Source organism: Luteimicrobium sp. DT211 (genome assembly GCF_049844995.1).
In the GTDB taxonomy this organism is placed as follows: Bacteria; Actinomycetota; Actinomycetes; order Actinomycetales; family Cellulomonadaceae; genus Luteimicrobium.
In genome coordinates this window covers 1-21,424 of the sequence record NZ_JBNCMC010000005.1, presented here as the reverse complement: position 1 = coordinate 21,424, position 21,424 = coordinate 1, and the positions used below count along the sequence as shown (strand labels likewise).

Annotated in this window: 25 protein-coding genes; 17 read left to right on the top strand and 8 right to left on the bottom strand. The window is 70.4% G+C overall.

From position 1 onward, the window contains the following. Positions 1 to 5: 5 nt before the first annotated feature. On the bottom strand, positions 6 to 1,085 hold the full coding sequence (locus ACLQ14_RS14055; RefSeq protein WP_425814054.1) for a M15 family metallopeptidase: 1,080 nt from the start codon (positions 1,083 to 1,085) through the stop codon (positions 6 to 8). 81 nt (positions 1,086 to 1,166) lie between these two features. Between ACLQ14_RS14055 and ACLQ14_RS14050 the strand changes: the two genes are divergently transcribed. Together ACLQ14_RS14050 and ACLQ14_RS14045 are read left to right on the top strand one after the other, a co-directional pair. Next, a complete protein-coding gene (locus tag ACLQ14_RS14050; RefSeq protein WP_425814052.1) occupies positions 1,167 to 1,433 on the top strand; it encodes a type II toxin-antitoxin system VapB family antitoxin in 267 nt (88 codons plus the stop codon). Further along, positions 1,430 to 1,825 (top strand): type II toxin-antitoxin system VapC family toxin, encoded by a 396-nt coding sequence (locus tag ACLQ14_RS14045; protein ID WP_425814050.1) that lies wholly within the window; start codon positions 1,430 to 1,432, stop codon positions 1,823 to 1,825. Before ACLQ14_RS14050 ends, ACLQ14_RS14045 begins: the two co-directional genes overlap by 4 nt. Here the strand turns inward: ACLQ14_RS14045 and soxR are convergent. Further along, complete coding sequence (gene soxR, locus ACLQ14_RS14040; protein WP_425814048.1) at positions 1,791 to 2,303, bottom strand: redox-sensitive transcriptional activator SoxR; 513 nt, start codon at positions 2,301 to 2,303, stop codon at positions 1,791 to 1,793. The genes ACLQ14_RS14045 and soxR overlap by 35 nt on opposite strands. A 64-nt stretch (positions 2,304 to 2,367) precedes the next feature. On the opposite strand from soxR, the gene ACLQ14_RS14035 reads away from it, so the two are divergent. From ACLQ14_RS14035 to ACLQ14_RS13990, 10 genes are all read left to right on the top strand, one after another. Next, positions 2,368 to 3,879 carry an MFS transporter gene (locus ACLQ14_RS14035; protein ID WP_425814046.1) on the top strand — a complete coding sequence of 504 codons (1,512 nt, stop codon included), beginning with the start codon at positions 2,368 to 2,370 and terminating at the stop codon, positions 3,877 to 3,879. Positions 3,880 to 3,929: 50 nt separating this feature from the next. Then, entirely contained in the window at positions 3,930 to 5,636 is a 1,707-nt protein-coding gene (gene pgm, locus ACLQ14_RS14030) for a phosphoglucomutase (alpha-D-glucose-1,6-bisphosphate-dependent) (protein WP_425814044.1), read from the top strand. Beyond that, entirely contained in the window at positions 5,633 to 6,277 is a 645-nt protein-coding gene (locus ACLQ14_RS14025) for a TMEM175 family protein (protein ID WP_425814042.1), read from the top strand. Before pgm ends, ACLQ14_RS14025 begins: the two co-directional genes overlap by 4 nt. 101 nt (positions 6,278 to 6,378) lie before the next feature. Then, positions 6,379 to 8,019: a peroxidase family protein gene (locus tag ACLQ14_RS14020; RefSeq protein WP_425814040.1), complete on the top strand. Its 1,641-nt coding sequence runs from the start codon at positions 6,379 to 6,381 to the stop codon at positions 8,017 to 8,019. A 159-nt stretch (positions 8,020 to 8,178) separates the two neighbouring features. Beyond that, on the top strand, positions 8,179 to 8,688 hold the full coding sequence (locus ACLQ14_RS14015; RefSeq protein WP_425814038.1) for a TIR domain-containing protein: 510 nt from the start codon (positions 8,179 to 8,181) through the stop codon (positions 8,686 to 8,688). After that, on the top strand, positions 8,689 to 9,540 hold the full coding sequence (locus ACLQ14_RS14010) for a macro domain-containing protein (protein ID WP_425814036.1): 852 nt from the start codon (positions 8,689 to 8,691) through the stop codon (positions 9,538 to 9,540). After that, complete coding sequence (locus ACLQ14_RS14005; RefSeq protein WP_425814034.1) at positions 9,537 to 10,016, top strand: HIT family protein; 480 nt, start codon at positions 9,537 to 9,539, stop codon at positions 10,014 to 10,016. Before ACLQ14_RS14010 ends, ACLQ14_RS14005 begins: the two co-directional genes overlap by 4 nt. 235 nt (positions 10,017 to 10,251) lie before the next feature. Further along, positions 10,252 to 10,662 carry a YciI family protein gene (locus ACLQ14_RS14000; RefSeq protein ID WP_425814032.1) on the top strand — a complete coding sequence of 137 codons (411 nt, stop codon included), beginning with the start codon at positions 10,252 to 10,254 and terminating at the stop codon, positions 10,660 to 10,662. After that, complete coding sequence (locus ACLQ14_RS13995) at positions 10,643 to 11,914, top strand: RNA polymerase sigma factor (protein ID WP_425814030.1); 1,272 nt, start codon at positions 10,643 to 10,645, stop codon at positions 11,912 to 11,914. Before ACLQ14_RS14000 ends, ACLQ14_RS13995 begins: the two co-directional genes overlap by 20 nt. Positions 11,915 to 11,945: 31 nt before the next feature. Further along, positions 11,946 to 12,701: a Clp protease N-terminal domain-containing protein gene (locus tag ACLQ14_RS13990; protein ID WP_425814028.1), complete on the top strand. Its 756-nt coding sequence runs from the start codon at positions 11,946 to 11,948 to the stop codon at positions 12,699 to 12,701. Between the two features lie 75 nt (positions 12,702 to 12,776). Here the strand turns inward: ACLQ14_RS13990 and ACLQ14_RS13985 are convergent, their stop codons facing one another. Then, entirely contained in the window at positions 12,777 to 13,535 is a 759-nt protein-coding gene (locus tag ACLQ14_RS13985; protein WP_425814026.1) for an SDR family NAD(P)-dependent oxidoreductase, read from the bottom strand. A 164-nt stretch (positions 13,536 to 13,699) separates the two neighbouring features. Here ACLQ14_RS13985 and ACLQ14_RS13980 point away from each other — a divergent pair, with 164 nt between their 5' ends. From ACLQ14_RS13980 to ACLQ14_RS13965, 4 genes are all read left to right on the top strand, one after another. Then, positions 13,700 to 14,197: a MarR family winged helix-turn-helix transcriptional regulator gene (locus ACLQ14_RS13980; RefSeq protein WP_425814024.1), complete on the top strand. Its 498-nt coding sequence runs from the start codon at positions 13,700 to 13,702 to the stop codon at positions 14,195 to 14,197. 153 nt (positions 14,198 to 14,350) lie between these two features. Continuing rightward, on the top strand, positions 14,351 to 15,085 hold the full coding sequence (locus tag ACLQ14_RS13975; protein ID WP_425814022.1) for a hypothetical protein: 735 nt from the start codon (positions 14,351 to 14,353) through the stop codon (positions 15,083 to 15,085). Continuing rightward, complete coding sequence (locus ACLQ14_RS13970; RefSeq protein ID WP_425814020.1) at positions 15,085 to 15,543, top strand: hypothetical protein; 459 nt, start codon at positions 15,085 to 15,087, stop codon at positions 15,541 to 15,543. The genes ACLQ14_RS13975 and ACLQ14_RS13970 overlap by 1 nt, the downstream gene beginning before the upstream one ends. Positions 15,544 to 16,449: 906 nt before the next feature. After that, a complete protein-coding gene (locus ACLQ14_RS13965; RefSeq protein ID WP_425814018.1) occupies positions 16,450 to 17,100 on the top strand; it encodes a G1 family glutamic endopeptidase in 651 nt (216 codons plus the stop codon). A 553-nt stretch (positions 17,101 to 17,653) separates the two neighbouring features. Here the strand turns inward: ACLQ14_RS13965 and ACLQ14_RS13960 are convergent. Continuing rightward, on the bottom strand, positions 17,654 to 18,115 hold the full coding sequence (locus ACLQ14_RS13960; protein ID WP_425814016.1) for a hypothetical protein: 462 nt from the start codon (positions 18,113 to 18,115) through the stop codon (positions 17,654 to 17,656). A 91-nt stretch (positions 18,116 to 18,206) separates the two neighbouring features. Further along, complete coding sequence (locus ACLQ14_RS13955) at positions 18,207 to 18,401, bottom strand: hypothetical protein (protein WP_425814014.1); 195 nt, start codon at positions 18,399 to 18,401, stop codon at positions 18,207 to 18,209. A 142-nt stretch (positions 18,402 to 18,543) separates the two neighbouring features. Here ACLQ14_RS13955 and ACLQ14_RS13950 point away from each other — a divergent pair, with 142 nt between their 5' ends. Then, on the top strand, positions 18,544 to 20,220 hold the full coding sequence (locus ACLQ14_RS13950; RefSeq protein WP_425814012.1) for an esterase-like activity of phytase family protein: 1,677 nt from the start codon (positions 18,544 to 18,546) through the stop codon (positions 20,218 to 20,220). 126 nt (positions 20,221 to 20,346) lie between these two features. Here ACLQ14_RS13950 and ACLQ14_RS13945 read toward each other — a convergent pair whose 3' ends face one another. From ACLQ14_RS13945 to ACLQ14_RS13935, 3 genes are all read right to left on the bottom strand, one after another. Continuing rightward, a complete protein-coding gene (locus ACLQ14_RS13945) occupies positions 20,347 to 20,679 on the bottom strand; it encodes a GNAT family N-acetyltransferase (RefSeq protein ID WP_425814010.1) in 333 nt (110 codons plus the stop codon). Between the two features lie 85 nt (positions 20,680 to 20,764). Continuing rightward, entirely contained in the window at positions 20,765 to 21,088 is a 324-nt protein-coding gene (locus ACLQ14_RS13940) for a GNAT family N-acetyltransferase (RefSeq protein WP_425814008.1), read from the bottom strand. A 59-nt stretch (positions 21,089 to 21,147) separates the two neighbouring features. Next, the gene (locus tag ACLQ14_RS13935) at positions 21,148 to 21,318 is read right to left on the bottom strand and encodes a hypothetical protein (protein WP_425814006.1); all 171 of its coding nucleotides are present in this window, start codon (positions 21,316 to 21,318) and stop codon (positions 21,148 to 21,150) included. Positions 21,319 to 21,424: the final 106 nt, after the last annotated feature.

Sequence of the window (21,424 nt, the reverse complement as noted above, 5' to 3'; positions counted from 1 at the left end):
GGAGCTCAGTAGGTGCGGGCGGCGGGGAGACCGAAGAAGCCCTCGAGCGTCTTCGCCCCGGTCGCGCGGACGTCGGCGGCGACCTGCTTGCCGACGTACCGCACGTGCCAGGGCTCGTACATGTAGCCGGTCGTCTTCTCCTGGCCCTTGGGGTACCGGACGACGAACCCGTACCGCCAGGCGTTCTTCGCGACCCACGCGGCCTGGTGCGTCGACCCGAAGCAGCCCATCGCGGTGCACGAGCCCGTCCCGGCGACGACGTCGACGCCCAGCCCGGTCTGGTGCTCCGAGTAGCCGGGGCGGGCGGACTCGTTGTCGGCCTGCTTCTTGCCGTGCGCGGCGACCCAGCCCTCGTACGTGCTGGCCTGCACCTCGTACGCCCGGTAAGCGCTGTGCACGGCGAGCGGTACGTCGGCCTTGGAGGCGCCCCGGAACATCGCGCGGAGCGCGGACGCCGCCTCGGGCCGCATGACCTCGCCGGGCCCGGCGACCGCGACGAGCTTCTTCGGCGCGAACGTCTTGGGGTCGAGCGGCCGCTGCTTGTTGACGATGACGAGGTCGGTGGTCGCGTCGTCCGTCTGCGCGACGGTCACGGTGCCGCCCGTGCCGGGCGTCGTCGCCTTCTTGGACGGCAGCCACACCAGCGTCCCGCCCGCGAACTTCTGGGTGCAGCGGGTCGGGTCCGCGGCGCTCCCCGTGCACGACGCCGGCCCGCTCGCCTTCCCGAGGAAGCCCTTCGCCCCGCGCCAGCGGTCGTCCCAGGCGGTGGTGATCGTCGCGGCGGCGAGCTCGCGGGCCGTCGGTGCGGGCGGCGTCGTCGGGGTGGGGGTCGGACGTGACGAGGCGATGGCGGTGGGCGCGGCCTCCGGCGCGGCACCGTGATCCCGCCCGAGCAGCGTCGGGACGGCGACCGCGAGCGCCGCGACCAGCAGCACCACGACGGCGGCGACGAGGAACGTCCGGCGGCGCCGGACCTGACGACGCTCCTTCGCGCGAGCGGCGGCCTCGGCGCGGCGCACCGCGGCGGGACGGGGTGCGCGCGCGACGTGCGGCGGTGCCGGCCGCTGCCGGCCCGTCGTGGTCATGGGGTCGATGGTACGGAGCGGACCTGGACCGATGCGCTTCTACCCTGGTAGACGCGACGTCTACCAGGGTAGAATCGGCACGTGAGCCTCAACATCAAGAACGAGCACGTGCACGAGCTCGCGCGCGAGGCGGCGCGCCTCACGGGCCAGACCCAGACGAGCGTCATCGAGCGCGCGCTCGAGGAGTTCCTGGAACGCGAGAAGCGCGAGTCCGAGCGGGAGGAGCGCGACCGCCGGGTCTCGGAGCTCTTGGCTCAGATGCACGCGCGAGTGACCGACGCGGACCGGGCTCGTGCCCGCCAGATCATGGAGGACATGTACGACGAGAACGGGCTCCCGGTCCTGTGATCGTCGAGACGTCCGCGCTCATCGCTCTGGCGTTGGACGAGCCGGAGGCTGCCGCATTCGAACACGCGATGACCGAGGCCGAGCATCTGGCGATGTCAGCGGCGAACTACGTCGAGGCGTTCGTCGTCGCGGAGAACATCGGAGATCCCGTCCTCGCTCGGCAGCTCGAGCAGCTCATCCGTGCCTACGGGATCGAGATCGTCCCCGTCAGCGCCCTCCAGGCGGCGACCGCCGCCGCGGCATATCGCGACTACGGGCGACGATCGGGGCATCGTGCCAAGCTCAACTTCGGCGACACCTTCGGCTACGCGCTGGCCGTGACCACCGACCAGCCGCTCCTGTTCAAGGGCGACGACTTCAGCGAGACGGACGTCCGGCGCACGCTTCCTTGACGGCCGCGTCGGCCTCGGCGGCCGACTCGGTCAGCAACCGCCGGGGTCCCGGCCCGGTGCGCGCGAGCAGGTCGTCGGGGTTGTTGAGCGTGCAGGTGCGCAGGGACAGGCAGCCGCAGCCGATGCAGCCGTCGAGCCCGTCGCGCAGCCGCTGGAGCTGGTCGATCTGCGCGTCGAGGTGGTCGCGCCAGCCCCGCGAGAGGCGCGCCCAGTCGGCCTTGGTGGGGGTGCGGCCGTCGGGCAGGGTGGCGAGCGCGGCCCGGATGTCCGCGAGCGCGATCCCGACGCGCTGCGAGACGCGGACGAACGCCAGGCGCCGGAGCACGTCCCGGTGGTAGCGGCGCTGGTTGCCGCTCGTCCGGACGCTCGTCACGAGCCCCTCACGCTCGTAGAAGTGCAGGGCCGAGACGCTGATCCCCGCCCGCTCGGCCACCTGCCCGGGCGTCAGCTCGTGACGTCGGACCTCCGCGTTGCTCATGACGGCACCTCCGCTGGTCGACACCTCTTGACCTTAACCATGGTTGAGGTTGTGCGATAGGTCCATGGCGGACGCGACGGCCCTCGACGGGCGGACCGGGCAGGACACCGGCGGGCACCACACCGACGACCGCCTCTGGGCGGGGGCGCAGGGCCGGGTGCTCGTCGGCGTGTTCGTGCTCGCGTTCCTCGAGGCGTTCGAGGCGATGGCGGTCTCGACCGCGATGCCGGCGGTCGCGCGCGAGCTGCACGCCGTCGGCGCGATCGCGCTCGCGTTCTCCGTCCCGCTCGCCGTCAGCGTCGTCGCCCGCGCCGCGGCGGGCAGCTCGATGGACCGGACGGGCCCCGGCCGCGGGCTGCGGCTCGGCGTCGCGCTGTTCGTCGTCGGGCTCGTCGCCGCGGGCCTCGCCCCGAGCATGCCCGTGTTCCTGCTGGCCCGCGCCGTCCAGGGGTACGCGACGGGCCTGACGGGCGTCGGGCTGTGGGTGCTCGTCGGTCGCGTGTTCCCCGAGCACCTGCGCGCCCGGGTGTTCAGCGTCATGGCCGGGGCGTGGGTGCTCCCCGCGCTCGTCGGGCCGGGGATCGCCGGCCTCGTCTCGGAGCTGGCGGGGTGGCGGTGGGTGTTCCTGTCGGTTCCGCCGCTCGCGCTCGCCTCGTTCGGGCTGCTCCGGGGCGCGTTGCGCCGGGTCGACGAGGCCTTCGCCCGCCAGCGGGAGGCAGAGCCCGCGGACCCCGGCACCGATACCCGTACCGACACCCCCGACGCCGGCCCGGCGACGCTCCCGCCGCGCGACCAGCGCCCCGCCACGGGCCGCCGCGCCCTCGGGTGGTCGCTCCCGGTCTCGGTCGCGCTCCTCGTGACGAGCGGGTCCGGGCAGGGCGGAGGCATCCTCGGCCCGGTGCTGCTCGTGGCCGCCGTCGCGGCCGTCGTCGTCGCCGCGCCGCGCCTCCTCCCGGCCGGCACGTGGACCGGGCGTCGCGGCCTGCCGAGCACGATGAGCGCGCGGAGCCTGGTCGCGGCGGGCTACCTGGGCGCCGAGACCTACCTGCCGTTGTCGCTCGTCGAGCACCGGGGGATGTCGCTCACGACCGCCGGCCTGCTGCTCACGGCGTCGGCGGTGGCGTGGTCGGCGGCCGCGTGGCTCGGCGCGCACGCTCCGGTCCTCGCGTCGCCCGCCCGGCGCGTGCGGCTGGGGTCCCTGTGCGTCGTCGTCGGGGCGGCCGGGACCGCGCTCGCGGCTGCCCCGGCTCTCCCCCTGTGGCCGGTCGTGGCGCTCTGGACGCTCGCCGGCTTCGGCATGGGGCTGTCGAACCCGACGTTCGCCGTCCTGGTGATGGACGCGTCGGGACCGACGGCGCAGGGCGTGAACAGCGCGGCCATGCAGACCAACGACGTGGTGGTGCAGTCGCTCGTGCTCGCCGTGGGTGCCGCGGCGTTCGCCGGGCTCGTCGGCGGACTGCCGACGGGCGCCTTCGTGGTGGTGTGCGGGCTCGCGGTGGCGACCGCGGCGCTCGGACTGGCACTCACCACCCGGCTCGGGCCGCGTCGTCGGGAGGTCGTGCCGACCGTCGCGTGACGTCCGGCGCGGCCCGAGCAGAGGGCTCCCGGCCCTGGCAGGATGGCGCCATGGATCCGCGTGCAGGAACCCCCGCTCAGCCCCAGGACCTCATCGACGTCGACGCCGTGGTGGGTGCCTACTACGACCGCCACCCCGACCCCGAGGACCCGGCCCAGAAGGTCGTCTTCGGCACCTCGGGCCACCGCGGGTCGAGCCTCGACTCGGCGTTCAACGAGGACCACATCGTCGCGATCACGCAGGCGATCGTCGAGTACCGTCGCGGCCAGGGCACCGACGGCCCGCTGTTCATCGGGCGCGACACGCACGCGCTGTCACTGCCGGCCTGGGAGTCGGCGCTCCAGGTGCTCGCCGCGGCGGGCGTCGAGGTGCGCATCGACGCGCGGGACTCGTGGACGCCGACGCCGGCCGTGTCGCACGCGATCCTCACGGCCAACGGCGCGACGTCGCCGGGCGGCGTCCGCACGAGCGGGTCCGGGCTCGCGGACGGCATCGTCGTGACGCCGTCGCACAACCCCCCGCGCGACGGCGGCTTCAAGTACAACCCGCCGCACGGCGGGCCCGCGGGCTCCGAGGCGACCGGCTGGATCGCGGACCGGGCGAACGAGATCCTGCGGACCGGCGTCGGGCAGGTCAAGCGGGTCCCGCTCTCGGTCGCGGTGAGCGTCCCGAGCACGCAGAAGCACGACTTCCTCGCCGCGTACGTCGAGGACCTGCAGCACGTCGTCGACGTCGACGCGATCCGCGGTGCGGGCGTGCGCATCGGGGCGGACCCGCTGGGTGGCGCGTCCGTCGAGTACTGGGGCGCGATCGGCGAGCGGTACGGCCTCGACCTCACGGTCGTGAACCCCGCCGTCGACCCGGCGTGGGGCTTCATGACGCTCGACTGGGACGGCAAGATCCGCATGGACTGCTCGTCCCCTTACGCGATGGCGTCGCTGCGCGAGCGGATGCAGCCCGCCGCGGACGGCACCACGCCCTACGACATCGCGACCGGCAACGACGCGGACTCCGACCGGCACGGCATCGTCACCCCGGACGCCGGGCTGATGAACCCCAACCACTACCTCGCCGTCGCCATCTCCTACCTGTACGGCTCGGGCGACGACGGCGCGCGGCGGCCCGGGTGGCCGTCGTCGGCAGCGGTGGGCAAGACGCTCGTGTCGTCGGCGCTGATCGACCGGGTCGTCGCCGGGCTCGGGCGGACGCTCGTCGAGGTGCCGGTGGGGTTCAAGTGGTTCGTCCCGGGCCTGCTCGACGGGTCGGTCGCGTTCGGCGGCGAGGAGTCCGCAGGCGGGTCGTTCCTGCGCCGCGACGGCCGCGTGTGGACGACCGACAAGGACGGCCTGATCCTCGCGCTCCTCGCGAGCGAGGTCCTCGCCACGACCGGCCGCAGCCCGTCGCAGCACCACGCGGACCTCGTCGAGCGGTACGGCGAGTCCTGGTACGCGCGCGTCGACGCGCCCGCGACGCTCGAGGAGAAGTCGACGCTGGCGAAGCTGTCACCCGAGCAGGTCGCCGCGACCGAGCTCGCGGGCGAGGCGATCACGGGCAAGCTCACGAACGCGCCGGGCAACGGCGCGCCGGTCGGCGGGCTCAAGGTCACGACCGAGAACGCGTGGTTCGCGGCCCGCCCGTCGGGCACGGAGAACGTGTACAAGATCTACGCCGAGTCGTTCGTGTCCGCCGACCACCTCGCGCAGGTGCAGTCGGAGGCGAAGGACGTGGTCGCGGACGCGCTCGGCGGAGCCGCGTGACGGAGCCCGCCACCGCCCCGGAGGGCCCGACGGTCTTCCGGGGCGCCGCGTTCGACCGGCTGCTGTTCTTCTCGGACGCCGTCGTCGCGATCGCGATCACGCTCGTCGTGCTGCCGCTCGTGGACAGCGCGCGCGAGCTCGACGACCGGTCGGTGGGCACCTTCCTGTCGGACAGCGGCTGGGAGCTCGCCGCGGCGGCGCTGACCTTCGTCGTCGTCGGGGTGTTCTGGCGGACCCACCACGGCGTGTTCGCGGACGCCACCGGCGCGACGAGCCGCGCGGTCACGTACAACCTCGTGTGGCTGGCGTGCGTGGCGTTCCTGCCGGTCCCGACGGTGCTCGTCGTGGACGCGTCGAGCGACGACCGCGCCGCCCACGGGCTGTACATCGGCACGATGCTCGTCGCGGTCGTCGCTCTCGTGCTGGAGGAGATCGAGCTCGAGCGGCACGGCCTGCTCCCCGTCTCCGCCGACCCGCCCGTCGCCCGGTGGATCACCGCGGCCGGCGTCGCCGTGGCCCTGGTCCTGGCGGTGGCCCTCCCGTCGTGGAGCATGTGGCCGGTGCTCGTCCTCGTGCCCGCGGGCTGGCTGCAGCGCTGGCTGCGGGCGCGGGCGGCGCGGCCGCGTCCGCTGGCGCTCTGAGGGACGCGCGCGTCACAACTCCGCACGCGGCGCCCTCCCCCAGAGTGGGAGCACCATGGAGCACGCCCGTGCCCCACGCCTCCGGGACCCTGGAGGATCGGATGAGCACGCCAGCCGGGCAGCCGCTGCCCACCACGTCGACGTCGCCCCGACCGCACGGCACACCGCTGCGCGGCCTCGCGACCACACCCGCGTCGTCGACGACGCGCGGACGGTTCGGCCGCATGTTCCGGCACGTCCCGGTCTGGTCGCAGGACCCGAAGGACCTCGTCGAGCTGGGCAGGTCGATGATCCAGGAGCTCGAGGGCGGGACGATCGACAAGCCCCTCGGCGAGGTCGACGACGACGAGAACACGGCCACGCTCGACGACGGCGAGCTCCGCCTGCCCGCCGGGTACACGTACTTCGGCCAGTTCGTCGACCACGACATCACGTTCGACCCGGCGTCGAGCCTCACGCGGCAGTCCGACCCCGACGCGCTCACCGACTACCGCACCCCGCGGTTCGACCTGGACAACGTCTACGGTCGCGGCCCCGCCGACGAGCCCTTCCTCTACGAGCACGACGGCCTCCACCTGACCGTCGGGAAGGCCGTGTCCGCGGACCGCGAGTTCCGGGGCCCCGACCTGCCGCGCACCGAGACCACGCAGATCGCGATCATCGGCGACCCGCGCAACGACGAGAACCTCGTCGTCTCCCAGCTCCAGTCCGCGATGCTGCGGCTGCACAACGTCGTCGTCGACCGGGTGGCGCACGACACCCACGGCAGCGGGCTCAGCAGCGACGACGTGTTCAAGCTCGCCCAGCAGGAGGTCCGCTGGCACTACCAGTGGGTCGTCGTCCACGACTTCCTGCCGCGGCTCGTCGGGCAGGCCGTCGTCGACGACGTGCTGGCGACCGAGGGCTACGCCGTCCCGGGCGGCGGCACGGTGGACACGCTCGTCCCGCGGCTCCGGTTCTACGACTGGCGGGAGCAGCCGTTCATGCCGGTCGAGTTCTCGGTCGCGGCGTACCGCTACGGCCACACGATGGTCCGGCCGTCCTACGCGATCAACGACCGCATCCCGCTGCCCGTGGCCGGCGTGACCGACGCGGCGCGGATCCCGATCTTCTCCCACGACGCGGACCCCCTCCACAACCTCAACGGGTTCCGGACGCTCCCCGGCGAGTGGGGGTTCCAGTGGAAGTACTTCCTGCCGGGCATCGACGACACCGCCGGCCCCCAGGACGCGCACCTCCCGCAGCCCAGCTACCGGCTCGACCACGTCCTCGCGCGGCCGCTGTCGACGCTCCCCGACTCCGTGGCCGGGCGCGAGACCGTCGTCTCGGGGATGCCGAAGGCGCTGGCCCAGGAGCTCGCGGTCCGCAACCTGCTCCGCGGCCTGCAGCTGGGCATCCCGTGCGGCGAGGACGTCGCGCGCGCCATGTCGATCACCCCGATGGCGCCGGAGCAGGTGCTCCCCGACGACGCCGTCGAGCTGCCCGACGCCGTCCGCGCCAGGCTCGCCGGGCACACCCCGCTGTGGTTCTACGTGCTGCGCGAGGCCGACGTCCTCGCGGGCGGCGCGCACCTCGGCCCCGTCGGTGGGCGGATCGTCGCGGAGGTGCTCGTCGGGCTGCTCCACGGCGACCCGCTCTCGTTCCTGTCCGTCGACCCGACGTGGAGGCCGACGCTGCCGAGCCGCGAGCCCGGGCGCTTCACGCTGTCCGACCTGGTGAACCTCGCCGTGCACGGAGCCTGACGACAACGACGCTGCCCGTGCCTGTGCGCGGTCGCGTGCCAAATGCGAACACACCCCCACCAGCAACAGCGTCCTGACGACGACATCTTGAGAGCCGCCCTCTCACCCTTGACGCGCGGGAGATTCAAGGCCACGATGTCCGCAACGAGAAGGGACATGATGAGTTACCGCAACAAAACGTACGTCGCGTTCGCGAGCGAAAACATCGGCAGCTACCGCTTGATGGAGGCATGGAGAGATAACGCGCATATTGACTTTTCTTTCTACGACGCGCATGATCTCTACATCTCTCGCGACACAAGCAAGCCCGATACGATAAAGCGAAACTTACGCGAGCGGATGAAGAACGCAAAACAAGTTGTCCTTCTCGGCAGCACGGACGGCAAAAGGAAGGGAGGGGACGGCACCTCCTTCCTCGCGCACGAAGTGCAGGTCATGATTGAATTTGACCTGCCGGTCGTAGTCGCGAATCTCGACGGCGATCGGACGGTCGACAGGGGTTTCATTCCCGCACCACTGCTCGATATGGACTACTACACCCTCTCCGTCTCATTTCAACCAAAGATCATTCAATACGCGCTTGACAGTTACGCGCCAGGGCATTCCGCGAGCAACAAGGCCGGACCGCACCAGTACGGGTCAGAGACCTATACGCGGCTCGGGCTCTAGGTGAACACCGTCGCGCACGATCTGCGCACCTGGCGCTTCTGGCGCTCGTTCCTCATCGAGGCATTCTCGGCGGTGGGCATCCTAGCGGTGCTGCTCGAAGTCACCAACTTCATCCTTGGCCGATCCGTCGCCCAAGGATGGCCACTCGCTCTAGTCGTCACGCTCGTCTCCATGGCATATGGAACCATTCGCGCATGGCCAAGGCCGATTAGACAGGACTACAACTCGCCAAACACCACGGTTGAAATAGTCAAGGGCGACCTCTTCGCCCAACAATGCAACCTCGTGATTGGCACGTGCGACACATTTGACACATCCGTGCCCAACATAATCGCCCTTACGAGCGTCCAAGGGCAGGCCTTGAGTCGTCTCTACGGGGGCGACGTCGAGCGGCTCAACGGTGAGCTCGACACCGCGCTCGCCGGGAAGGACCAGGAGTCCGAAATATCCAAGCCCGGAAAGACTGCCAAATATGGAATCGGTACAGTCGCGACTCTCCGAAATGGTCCTCGACAAATCTACTTCTTGGCATACAGCGAAATGAATCGCCATAACGAGGCCCAGAGCACTCCCGACGGGATCTGGCGAAGCCTCGAGTCGCTTTGGGCGGAGGTGTCGCGAACATCCAACGGAACCCCGGTCGCAATTCCCGTTATCGGCGGAGGCCAGTCACGCCTCTCGCAACTGATGCCTGCACAAGACTCCATCCGCTTCACCATCATGTCGTTCATGTTTGCTTCCCGTACCAGGAGGGTCTGCGACAAGTTGACGATCGTGGTCCGCCCGGCCGACTTCGATCGGCTGGACCGTCTAGAATTGCAGGCATTTCTCCGCTCTCTGAGGCCGTCGTGACCGACTCCGCACTAGAGGCACCCAACGCTCGCGAATGTGCGTTCTGCGCGTATCTCAGAGGATCACGGCCGTATGCTTTTGTTGCGAGGGATCAAACGACCGCGGTTATGGTTACCCGCGAGCAGCGAGGCTATCCGCACCTCCTAGTCATTCCTGTCCAGCATCGCATGACCATCCTCGAACTAACGGATTCGGAGTGCGCAGCACTAGGCATCGCAGTGCGACATGCCGCGTTCGCGATCAACGAGGCCTATCAGAGGCCCGGGATATCTGTCTGGCAGAATAACGGGATATCGGCGAGCCAATCCATTGGACACGTCCATTTCCACGTTGCGGGCACGCTCGACTCAGGAGGTACGGAATGGGGCGACGTTCCGGAAATTTCGCTGGCGAAAGCGCGACGGATTGCGCAACGCATTCGAGCCTCATGGCGGAATGAGCATGGGATCAAGGAGTTCCGGACTGTGGATGAGTGAGATCCGGGTCGCGCCACGCTTTGTCCGCCCTTCGGGGGGTCGACCACCGCCGCATTTCCTCGCCATACTGACCAGTCCTGGCGCCCGACGAGCCGAAGTATTGAGCGGCACCGTCGCGACACGACACGATGGATCCGGGTACTCGATGTCGAGAACGTCGGGCCGGCTCCGACGTCCGTGGTGAAGGGCGCCGCTCGGCGCCCGGCACCGCAGGAACGCACGGAGGAAAGTCACCATGAAGTACGTCGTCCTGATCCACTCCAACCCCGACCCGTGGGGTCACCCGACCATCAGCCACACGCCCGAGGGGCGGGCGGTCCCCGCGGAGCAGCGGGCCGCCATGGACCGCGAGTTCGACGCGCTGCTCACCGAGCTCAACCAGAGCGGCGAGTTCGTCGTCGCCGAGGCGCTCGCGTCGCCGGCGTCGTCGACGGTGTACCGCTGGGACGGCGACCACCACGTCGCCACCGACGGCCCGTTCGCGGAGACCAAGGAGCAGCTCGCGGGCTTCTTCCTCATCGACTGCGAGACGCGGGAGCGCGCCGAGGCCGTCGCGGCCCGGTTCGCGGGCCCGGGAGACACCGTCGAGCTCCGTCCCGGGATGGTGTTCGAGGACGAGCGGCTCGGTGCCGACGACGTCCTCTGACCGCGACGTCGAGGACGTCTGGCGCCGGTGCGCGCCCGACGTCCTCGCCGCGGTCGCGCGGCACCACGGCGACTTCGGGCGCGCCGAGGACGCGGTGCAGGAGGCGCTCGCCGCGGCGTCCCGGACCTGGCGTGCCGACGGCGTCCCGGACGACCCGAAGGCCTGGTTGATCACGGTCGCGTCCCGCCGGTACGTGGACGCCTGGCGCTCGGACTCCGCCCGCGAGCGACGCGAGCTCATGTCGGCCGCGCGGTCGCCGTCGGACGCGTTCCTCGCGCCGTCCGCGGAGTCCGCGAGCGCCGTCCCGCAGCGCGACGACACGCTCACCCTGCTCGTGCTGTGCTGCCACCCGGTGCTGCCACGGGCGTCGCAGGTCGCGCTGACCCTGCGCGCGGTCGCGGGGCTCACGACGGCGCAGGTCGCCCGGGCGTACCTCGTCCCCGAGGCGACCATGGCGCAGCGGATCTCGCGCGCGAAGGCCAGGCTGAGGGACGCGGGCGCGCGGTTCGTGCCGCCGTCGGCGGAGGAGCTGCCCGGGCGCGTGGACGCCGTCGCGCAGGTGCTCTACCTCGTCTTCACGGAGGGCCACACGACGACGTCGGGCACGGGCCTCGTCGACGTGTCGCTCGCGGACGAGGCGATCCGGCTCGCGCGCGAGCTGCACCGCCTGCTGCCGGGCGACGGGGAGGTCGCGGGTCTGCTGGCGCTCATGCTGCTCACGCACGCGCGGCGCGCGGCCCGGACGACGGCGGACGGCTCGCTGGTCCCGCTCGCCGACCAGGACCGGCGGCTGTGGGACCGGCCGCTGATCGCGGAGGGGACGGCGCTGGTCGAGGCGGCGCTGCCGGTCGGGCCCGTCGGGCCGTACCAGCTGCAGGCGGCGGTCGCGGCGGTCCATGACGAGGCCGCGACGGCGGGCGACACCGACTGGGTCCAGATCGACGTGCTGTACGGGATGCTCGACCAGGTGGCGCCGAGCCCGGTCGTGACGATGAACCACGCGGTCGCCGTGGCCGAGGTCGCGGGCCCGCGGGCCGGGCTCGAGATGGTCGAGCCGCTGCGGGCCGACCGGGCCCTGCGTCGCCACCACCGCCTGCACGCCGTGCGCGCCCACCTGCTCGAGCGGCTCGGCGAGACCGAGGAGGCGCGCGCGGAGTACGAGGTGGCCGCCGAGCTCACGACGAGCGTCGTCGAGCAGCGCTACCTCAACGGGCGGGCGACCGCGCTGCGGACACCGTCAACGGACGGTTGACGCCTGGCTGGCGTCAACCTAAGGTTGACGCATGACCGACAACGCCTCGTTCCCCGTCCCGCTCGACCACCTCATCACCTACGTCCGCGCCCTCCACGGCGAGGGCAGCGCCCTGGACCACCTCACCGACGCCGTCGTCGTCGGGCAGCAGCTCGACGAGCAGTCGGACGCCCTCATCGGCCACTTCGTCGACCAGGCGCGCCGGTCGGGCGCGTCGTGGAGCCAGATCGGCACCAGCATGGGCGTCAGCAAGCAGGCAGCCCAGAAGCGCTTCGTGCCGCGCTGGGGCGGCAGCGAGGCGATCGGCGAGGGGCAGCTCTTCTCGCGGTTCACCCAGCGCTCGCGCCGTGCGCTCGCCGCAGCGGGCGCCCTCGCCGGCGGCTCCCTCGTCACCGACGCGCACCTCACCGCCGGACTGCTCGCCCAGCCCGAGGGGCTCGCCGCGAAGGTGCTGCACGACGCCGGGCTCGACGACGAGCGCCTGTGCGGGGCGCTGGGCGTCGCGGTCCCCGAGCCGGAGCTCGGCGCCGACCACGCGGACCCCGCGGCGCTGCGGGCGATCGGGTTCGACGCGTCGGCCGAGGACGTGTTCCGCGGGACCCTCGCCGCCGTCCTGCGCCTCGGCCACAACTACGTCGGCACCGAGCACCTCCTGCTCGGGGTGCTGCGCACCGAGGGTGAGGCCGCGGCCGTGCTCGAGCGGCTGGGCGTCACCACGGAGCAGATCGAGGAGGCGGTCGCCGCCGCGATCGCACGGATCCAGGCCGAGCGCGCCGGGAACGCCTGACCCGTCCGGCCCCGCGCCCGCGCCCGCCCACCCTCCGCCGAGGTACCGGGATATCTCGCGGGGCTGGGGGCCCGGTCAGACGATCGTCGTGAGCACGCCGCCGTCGGCGCGGACGGCGGCGCCGTTGGTGGCCGACGAGAGCGGGCTCGCGAGGTACGCGACGAGGCTGGCGATCTCGGCCGGCTCGATGAAGCGCTGCAGCAGGGACGTCCGGTTGCCGGCGGCGATCGCGCTCTTGAGCTCGTCGACCGGCACGCCCTGCGCCCGCGCGAGCTGCTCCACGGCCTGCGCGACGCCGTCGGAGTAGGTCGGCCCGCCGAGCACGGTGTTCACGGTGACCTCCGTGCCGCGCGTGAGCTTTGCCAGCCCGTTGCTCAGTGCCAGGGTCGCGGCCTTGCTCACGCCGTAGTGCGTCATGTCCGCGGGGACGTTGACGCCCGACTCGCTCGACACGAAGACGATCCGTCCCCACCCCCGGGCGAGCATGCCGCCGAGCAGGCGCCGGGACAGCCGGACCCCGCTCATGACGTTGACGTCGAAGTAGCGCTGCCAGTCGTCGTCGGTGATGCGCTCGAAGTCCGCGACCTCGAAGACGCCGACGTTGTTGACGAGCACGTCGACGTCGCCCAGGTCCTCCAGCAGGCGGCGCACCTGTTCGGGGTCCTCGAAGTCGGCGGGGATCCCGGACACCGCGGCGCCCGGCACGGCGTCCCGCAGCGCGGCGACCGCCGTGCGCACACCGTCGTCGTCGCGCCCGTTGAGCACGACGGTGGCTCCCTCGCGGAGCAGAGCCTCCGCGACGGCGAAGCCGATGCCGCGCGTCGAGCCGCTCACGAAGGCCCTCTTGCCTGCCAGTCCCAGGTCCATCTCGTCCCGTCGTCCGGACGCCGCTCGGGCGTCATTTCACTTGCTCAGTCAAGTCAAGGCTAGGCCAGTTGACTTGACTGAGCAAGTGAAACTCGGCGGCGTCGGAGCCAGCACCCCGGTACGCTGCACCCATGTCGGCCACCAGCAGCCCCGCCGCGCTCGAGGGCGACGACCTCGCGACCTGGGCCTCCCTGGCCACCGTGCTCGAGTGGCTGCCCGCCGCCCTCGACGCCCAGCTCCAGCGGGACGCGCAGCTGACGCACTTCGAGTACGGCGTGCTGTACGCGCTCGCGCAGGCGCCCGACGGCGCACTACGGATGAGCGTGCTCGCGGGGTACGCGAACAGCTCGCTCTCGCGTCTCTCGCGCGCGGTGACACGCCTCGAGTCGCACGGGTGGGTCCGGCGCTCGACCGACCCCGCCGACGGCCGGTTCACGCTCGCGACACTCACCGAGCCGGGGCGCGCCAAGGTCGACGCGGCCACCCCCGGTCACGTGGAGACGGTCCACCGGCTGGTCCTCGACCGCCTCACGCAGGCGCAGGCCCGCCAGCTCCGCGAGATCACCCGACGCGTCATGCGGGCGATCCGCGACGAGGACGGCTGGACGCCACCCACGGGCTCTCGCTGAGCCAGCACGCATTAGCTCTCCTCAGGCGCGCTGCGCGGGCCGCCTCGAAACCTCCGATGGCCGCGACCGGGACACGGACGCCCCCAGCAGTCGAAATGATTGACACCGCCAATCAAGAGGAGGACTGTCTGCTCCATGAAACGAACCTCACGGGTGGTCATCACCCTGCTCACAGCCTTCGCCGCGACGGCTGTCCCCTCGGCCGCGATCGCGGACTCGCCAGCTCCCCCGGAGTCGCACTCCTACCTTCTGGAGGGCGCGCCACTGCCAGAGAGCGCTACCGAGGCTGACATTGCGAGCATGGAGGCAGCCGGCGAGCTGACAGTGCTGGACGCATCTGACGGCGCCGCCATCCAACCGCTGTCATCGACACCTGATGGCTTCAAGCTCTGGAACAAGGGTCAACGAAAGTCGGACTACGTCTATTATTCGGACTGGTATCCGTTCACGGTCGCAGACTGCGCTGAAAATGGTACGGACTGCCATACCGAGGCTCGGGTCGATTTCCAGTTGAAGCAGACAGCAATTGGAGGTAGTTCGCACGCTTGGGAATTGACCCTTTCATCGAAGACCGTTTCAAACGTCGGCGGTGTTACCGCGACTAAGACCTCGAGGTACTGGTGTGGCGTCAACGTCTCGGGTGGTAGCGACACCATCTGCGACAGCAGCGGCGCTGCGCCCAGTGGGGTTGACATGAGTGTAGACACGCTCGTGAAGAAGCCCTGGGGATCGAAGAACAGCATTACGGTCTTCCCGATGGTCAAGGCGCAGATCATCTTCTACTACGGGTCGCAGCGTTTCCTTGGCGACTTTGGGTTCCGCGGGTACGACACTCTCAGCAGGGCTTCAACGACCAAGCTCGCCTCCTCCAGCGGCACCGGGAACTGATGGACTTCAACCGGGACGTCGGCCACCGTCGCCGTCTCTGGTTCAGCCACATCGAGAGTGCTCCCCAGACGGTAGGCGCATTCAGTTACGCGGCGGCCGAAGGCGGCATGGCCTGGGCTGTAACGATCGCCGAGCCTGGCTACGACACCGTTGAAGCGGAGAGTGAGGGGCTGCTCGGTACCTACGGAGCTTGCGTTGGAGGGCTCGGCGCAGTCCTCGCGGATGCCGGCGTCGCGCTTCCGGAGCGGATCACGAAGTGGGCCCTCCACCGCGACGTTCCGGCCGACAGGATTGGTCCAGGCGTTCCGGTTCCTATTACCCTTGACGGTTCCGTGAGCCTGGCTTTGCGGTGGCAAATGGGCACAATATCGGTCTTCGCTTCAACGATTACTGAAGGCCATCTCGTTGCGTTTGCTCCGACTATCGCGACGATTCACTTGGTATCGCGTCCGATCTAGCACCTGGACCGAGCAATACTGACGACGGACCAAGTCTTTGCCTCCACGCTTCCCATTCGAATAGAGGGCGGCTCATTCCTTCTCAAAGGGGAATGAGCCGCCCTCTTCCTCATCCCGCCACTCGGGTCCACGGCTCGGGTGCCTCGTCTGTGCCGGGCAGTTCGTCCGCAACTGCGGAGCGGATGAGTTCGCAAAACCGCCAGGCGAGGATCTCGCGGTAGTTCTCGGCGTCGAGGCACTGGTAGCGCCAGGGGGGGGGCGGACGGCGAGTGTCGCGGCCCCCGGCTCAGCCTTGGAGCCTTGGCCCAACTCTTGAATTTGGACGCAGCCCTTGACGGCGTTGCGTGACTGTTGTTATGTTGCGCCAGACATTGTTGTCATCCGCGAAGCATCCTGGTCGCGGGCATACAGAAAGGGGACCTTGTGAGGGCCCTCGCCTCTCGTCTCTCGCTCTCTGCGCTCGCAGTTCTGGCCGTTGGAGCCGGCGCGCTCGCTGGCGTCCCCGCCGAGGCCACACCGTCGCCCACCCTGTCGACCCCTCCCGCAGGACACGTCGCTGCCGCACAGACTCGTGCGGGTGGTGCCGGCTGTCCAGCCGGTATGCGCCTCGTCGTGCCGCAGACCGACAGCCCCTCCAGTGTTGCGCCGCAGGACCTAGCGCCGACTCATCTTTCGCCTGCCATCCGCGCTCAGGCTGGCAGGTTTATCCAGAAGGCGATGGGCAATCGGAAGGTCCACTGGACGACATCCACCACCTGCACCATCACCGATCGAACTCACCCAAACCCTTCCCGGGGATCAAAGTCCACCGATCACGTATTCTCGGCCTCTACAACCGAAGCTGCTTCACCGTCCCGCAACTGGGCCGGATACCAAGTCCCACTACCCGACCCGGCTAGCGCTTCGATGGAGTGGTACAACCCGTGGCCGACGTGGGAGCCCGCGACTTCCGAGGCGGAATCAATTTGGGCCGGCCTGGGCGCTGGGGACCCAAATTCCAACACCGACGAACTGGTACAGGATGGCTACAAGCAGGCGCAATACTGGTATGCGGGCACTTTGGACCAACAGGAGGTAGCCTGGTACGAGATCTACCCGCAGGAACACGAGGTCGACCTCGACGGGTTCTCGGCATACTACGGCGAGGAGCTGACCAACTTTGTCGCCTACGACGCCGCTTCGGGGTGGGCGGAGTTCGAAATGTGCGGGGATGTAGACGCCGGGTGTGTGTGGGCCGAGCAGCAGGTCGAGGGCTCCGTCGGGAACCAGGCGGAGTGGATCGTGGAACGTCCAACGCACACCACCCTCGGCAGTACACGCTATCCGTCCCTGCCGCAGACCGCACCGATATGGATCCGCTACCCGCAGGCCTATCAGTCCGACGGCGTTACTGGCGGTGACGCGGTGGGCCTGAATCCAAGCGCATGGAAGATGCTCAACTGCGGCGACAACACGCTCATGGCGGCGCCGGATACGTTGACGGCGGACGGGTTCCATGTCACGTGGCACAACCGGGGAACGTCGGACGATCCGGACTCGCCTGCCTGCGGCTTCTAGTATCAGGGGCATGAAACGGCGGACGATCTTGGCCGAGCTCGTAGCGATAGGGATTCTGGCGGGCCCGTTCCTGAGCGGCTGCGGCGAGGACGCAATTACCGGTCCGACCCTCTCTGCGTGCGGCGCACAAATCGATGCGGAGCGAGTAGCGCTCGCGCCTACTCATCTGACCTCGGTCCCTGCGGGCGCGGAGGATCGAGACCCGAGTGCGACTTCAGTCTTGCCGCCCGCCGCAGCGCACGACGTCCACCCGAACTACTACATCCGATCCTCGAATACGTGTTCTACCGGGCCGGAGCTGGTCTTCTCCAGCTCCGGCCCGGTGTACACGACAACGGTAGTTCGAGGTGTGAATGGGTCGGGAATTGTGGCGATTGGGCTTCGACTCGAGGCCGGCGCGTGGGCACGCGTCATAGCGTATGACCGCGGAAAGCCGGTCGGATACGCGTGTCTCTTGACGGTGGGCACGACCGGCTGCACGTAGGACACTGGGCACAACCCGACGACTGGTGGCCCCGGCCTCTGATCATGGAGCCGGGCCGTCGTCGCTCTGTCACGACGTGCGGGTCCAAGCCAAGGGCGCGAGGTCCATGCCGGGCAGCTCGTCCTCGGCGGCGGAGCGGATGAGTTCGCTGAAGCGCCAGGCGAGGGTCTCGCGGTAGTTCTCGGCGTCGAGGCACTGGTAGCGCCAGGCGCGAACGGCGGCGAGGACGTGCAGGGGGACGAGGTCGGTGCGGTGGACCGGGCGGTAGGTGTACGCGCTGGCGTACTCGCCGGCCTCGCCTTCGAACTCGCGCAGTCGGGCCGGCTCGTGTGCGGCCGTGGCGGGGATGTAGCGGTCGCGGAACGCGCGCACGTTGAGGCCGATGAGCAGCGCTCCGACGACGTCGGGTTCCCGGGCGGCGCGCAGGATGCGCTTGCCCAGGGGGTGCTCGGCGGGTTCGGTGCCGAGCTCGAGGTCCCAGGTGGCGGCCGCGGTGACGAGCAGGTCGATGTGATCGTGGGGAAGGAGCATGACGCTCACGGTGTCCTCCGGGGTGTCGTGGCTGGTCAGGCGGGCGGGTGGTAGGCCCCCGGGCCCGCCGATGGGCAGGCCGGGGCGGTGTTCACCAGGTCGCGTTGGACTCGGCGCCCCACGGATCGAGCCAGGGGTCGGCGACCATCCGGGCGGCGTACATGGCGGCGTCTCCGTCGACCTCGGCGGGGGTGGGCAGCAGGTCCGCAAGGTCGTAGTCGGCCTCGATGGCTGCGGTGCGGGCCTCGTCGCGCTCGGCGGCCCAGGCGTCGGCGTCGACGCCCAACGTTCACCCGCGCGACAGGCGACCGCCACCGGCTCGCCGCCCGGACCTCCGTCGCGCGGCCTAGCGTCCGAGCGTCGCTCTCCGCCGACGCCGGACGGACGGCCGCCCGACCGGTGGAGCCCCTCGCACGAGAGGTCACCCCATGCTCAGGTCCCGCAGTGCCGCGGTCGCGGCGCTCCTCGGTCTCGGTCTCGCGGGCGTCGCCGCGCCCGCGCTCGCCCACGGCCGCCCGTCGCACCCGGCCCCGTCGCACGGGACGTCGTCGGCCCCGCGCGCCGACAAGGTCACGGTCGCCGGTGGCGTGACGAGCGTCCTCACGCCCCTCGCGAACGACCCGAAGGGCCTCCAGCTCGTCTCGAGCACCCAGGCCGCGCACGGCACGGTCACACAGCAGGCCGACGGCTCGTTCCTCTACACGCCCGACAAGGGCTTCCACGGCACCGACTCCTTCACCTACACGACGACGGACGCCGCGACCCTGTACTCGACGGACGTCACCCCGCTCGGGAAGGTCGGCGACGTCGACATCTCGGGCGCCGGGTACGGCTCGTCGGTCGTCGCGAAGCCGGGCAGCGACGACGTCGTCTACGGGCTGACGGACCGTGGACCGAACGTCGACGGGCCGGACGGGAGCAAGGTCGAGCCGCTGCCCGGCTTCACACCGTCGATCGGCGAGCTCCGGCTCGGCGCGAACGGCCAGGCCACGCTGCTACGGACCATCCCGCTCAAGGCCACGGACGGCACGCCCCTCAACGGGCTCGAGAACCCGCAGGCCGACGCGGGCGAGACGATCCTCGGCCTGGACGGCAAGGCCCTGCCGACGTCCGCGAACGGCCTGGACTCGGAGGGCCTCGTAGCGGCGAAGGACGGCACGTTCTGGGTGTCCGACGAGTACGGCCCGTTCGTCGTCCACTTCGACAAGAACGGCAAGGAGCTCGAGCGGTTCTCGCCGTTCGACGGGTCGCTCCCCCGCGAGCTGAAGTTCCGCGAGCCCAACAAGGGCATGGAGGGCCTGACGATCACGCCCGACGGGAAGACGCTCGTCGGCATCATGCAGGCGGCCCTCACGATCGACTCCTCGCACCAGGCCAAGAGCAAGAACATCCCGTTCACGCGGATCGTCACGTTCGACCTGGCGACCCACCGGACGCACGAGTACGCGTACGTCCTGGACGACCCGGCGACCAACGGCACGGCGGTCAGCGAGATCACAGCGATCACGGCAACCCGGTTCCTCGTCGACGAGCGCGACGGCGCAGCCGAGCCCGGCGCGTACAAGAAGGTCTACGAGGTCGACCTGTCGAAGGCGACCGACATCGGGCCGTCCGCGAAGGTGGCGGGGGCGCACTACGACGCGACCTACGGCCTCGAGGTCCCCGGCACGAGCACCGGCGTGGGGCCGCTCGAGTACCTGTTCACCGACAAGTCCCAGAGCCCCGACGGCGACGCGGTCCTCCGCGCCGCCGGCGTCACCCCGGTCGCCAAGTCGCTCTCCCTGGACCTCGGCGCCCTCGTCACGAAGCTCGACGCCTCGGGCGGGTTCTTCGGCCACGACAAGATCGAGGGCATCGACCTCGTCGACGGCGGCCGCAAGCTGCTCGTGTCGAACGACTCGGACTTCGGGATCGACGGGCTCTCCGACGCGAACGGCGAGGCCTCGACGGACGTCGCCCCGCCCTTCGCCCTGCACACCAAGCTGCAGCCGAACGGCGTGCAGGACGACGGCGCGTACCTCGTCGTCGACCTCGCGAAGGCGAAGGACGTGCTGTCCGGCAAGGACGCCCCCCGCTCGGCGAAGGTGACCATCACCGTCCGCTGATCGCGGACCCCCCTCGCCGAGAACCAGATCGTGGCCCGTCCGGGCAACCGGACGGGCCACGGTCGCGTTCGCGTCGGGCGGGGCGCGCACGCTCGGCGACAGTCGTCGGACGACGACGGCGCCCGCTCAGGCGTCCGGGTCGAGGTCCTCGGGCCGGGCGGGCTCGACGAGGTCGTCGTACTCGTGGTGCCGCTCCACGTAGGCGTGGATGAACGGGCAGACGGCGACGACGCGCATCCCCCGGGACCGGACGTCGTCGAGCGCGTGGGCCGCGAGGAACGAGCCGACGCCGTGGCCCTCGAACTCGTCCTTGACGACGGTGTGGAGGAACACGACCCGGTCGCCGCGCACCCAGTAGGCGGTGAAGCCCGCGAACCGGCCGTCGCCCGTACGGACCTCGTACCGCTCGTGCTCGCGGTTGTGGGTCACGACCAGGTGCAGTGCGTCGGCGTCGGTCACCCGCCCATCATGTCCGACGGCGTCACCCGCGTCCCGGCGACCGCCGGGCACGGGTGCTCGCCCGACGGCGCGGGGCGTCGCCGGCTCAGCGCTCGACGAGCGCGTCGTACTCGGGGTGGCGCTCGATGTAGCCCTCGATGAACCAGCACACCGGGACGACACGGGCCCCGGCTGCCTTCGCGTCGTCGAGCGCGCGCCGCGCGAGCGACGCCGCGATGCCGTGCCCTTCGAGCTCGGGCGGCACGAAGGTATGCGGGAAGACGATCCGCGGTCCGCGGGGGGTCGAGCTGCGCCGGTAGTCCGCGACCCCGACGACGTCGCCGTCCGGTGTGCGCGCCTCGTAGCGGGACTCGTCGGGGTTGTCGACGACCTCGAACTCGATGTCGGGAGTGCGCGCAGAGGGGGCCATGGACCGATGATGCTCCCTCGACCGCCCTGCTGACCAAGCGGGTCCGGATCGGGGGCGGATCAGGCCGCCGTGACGGCCTCCTCCAGCCCCGCCTGCTGCTCCGCATCCGCCGCACGGTGCCCGACCCGAGGGACCAGGACCGCCGCGACGACGGCTGCCAGTGCGGCGACGGTCGCGAGCCAGAACAGCGCCGAACTGCCGGCGCCGCCCCCGCGAGACAGTCGCCCCACCCCTGACGCCGAAGTAGAACGGCATCCGTTCTGTGAAGTCTCACGACATCGTGGACACTTCTTCGGGTGACATTCCGGGCATGGTGTCTCACGACATCGTGGACAG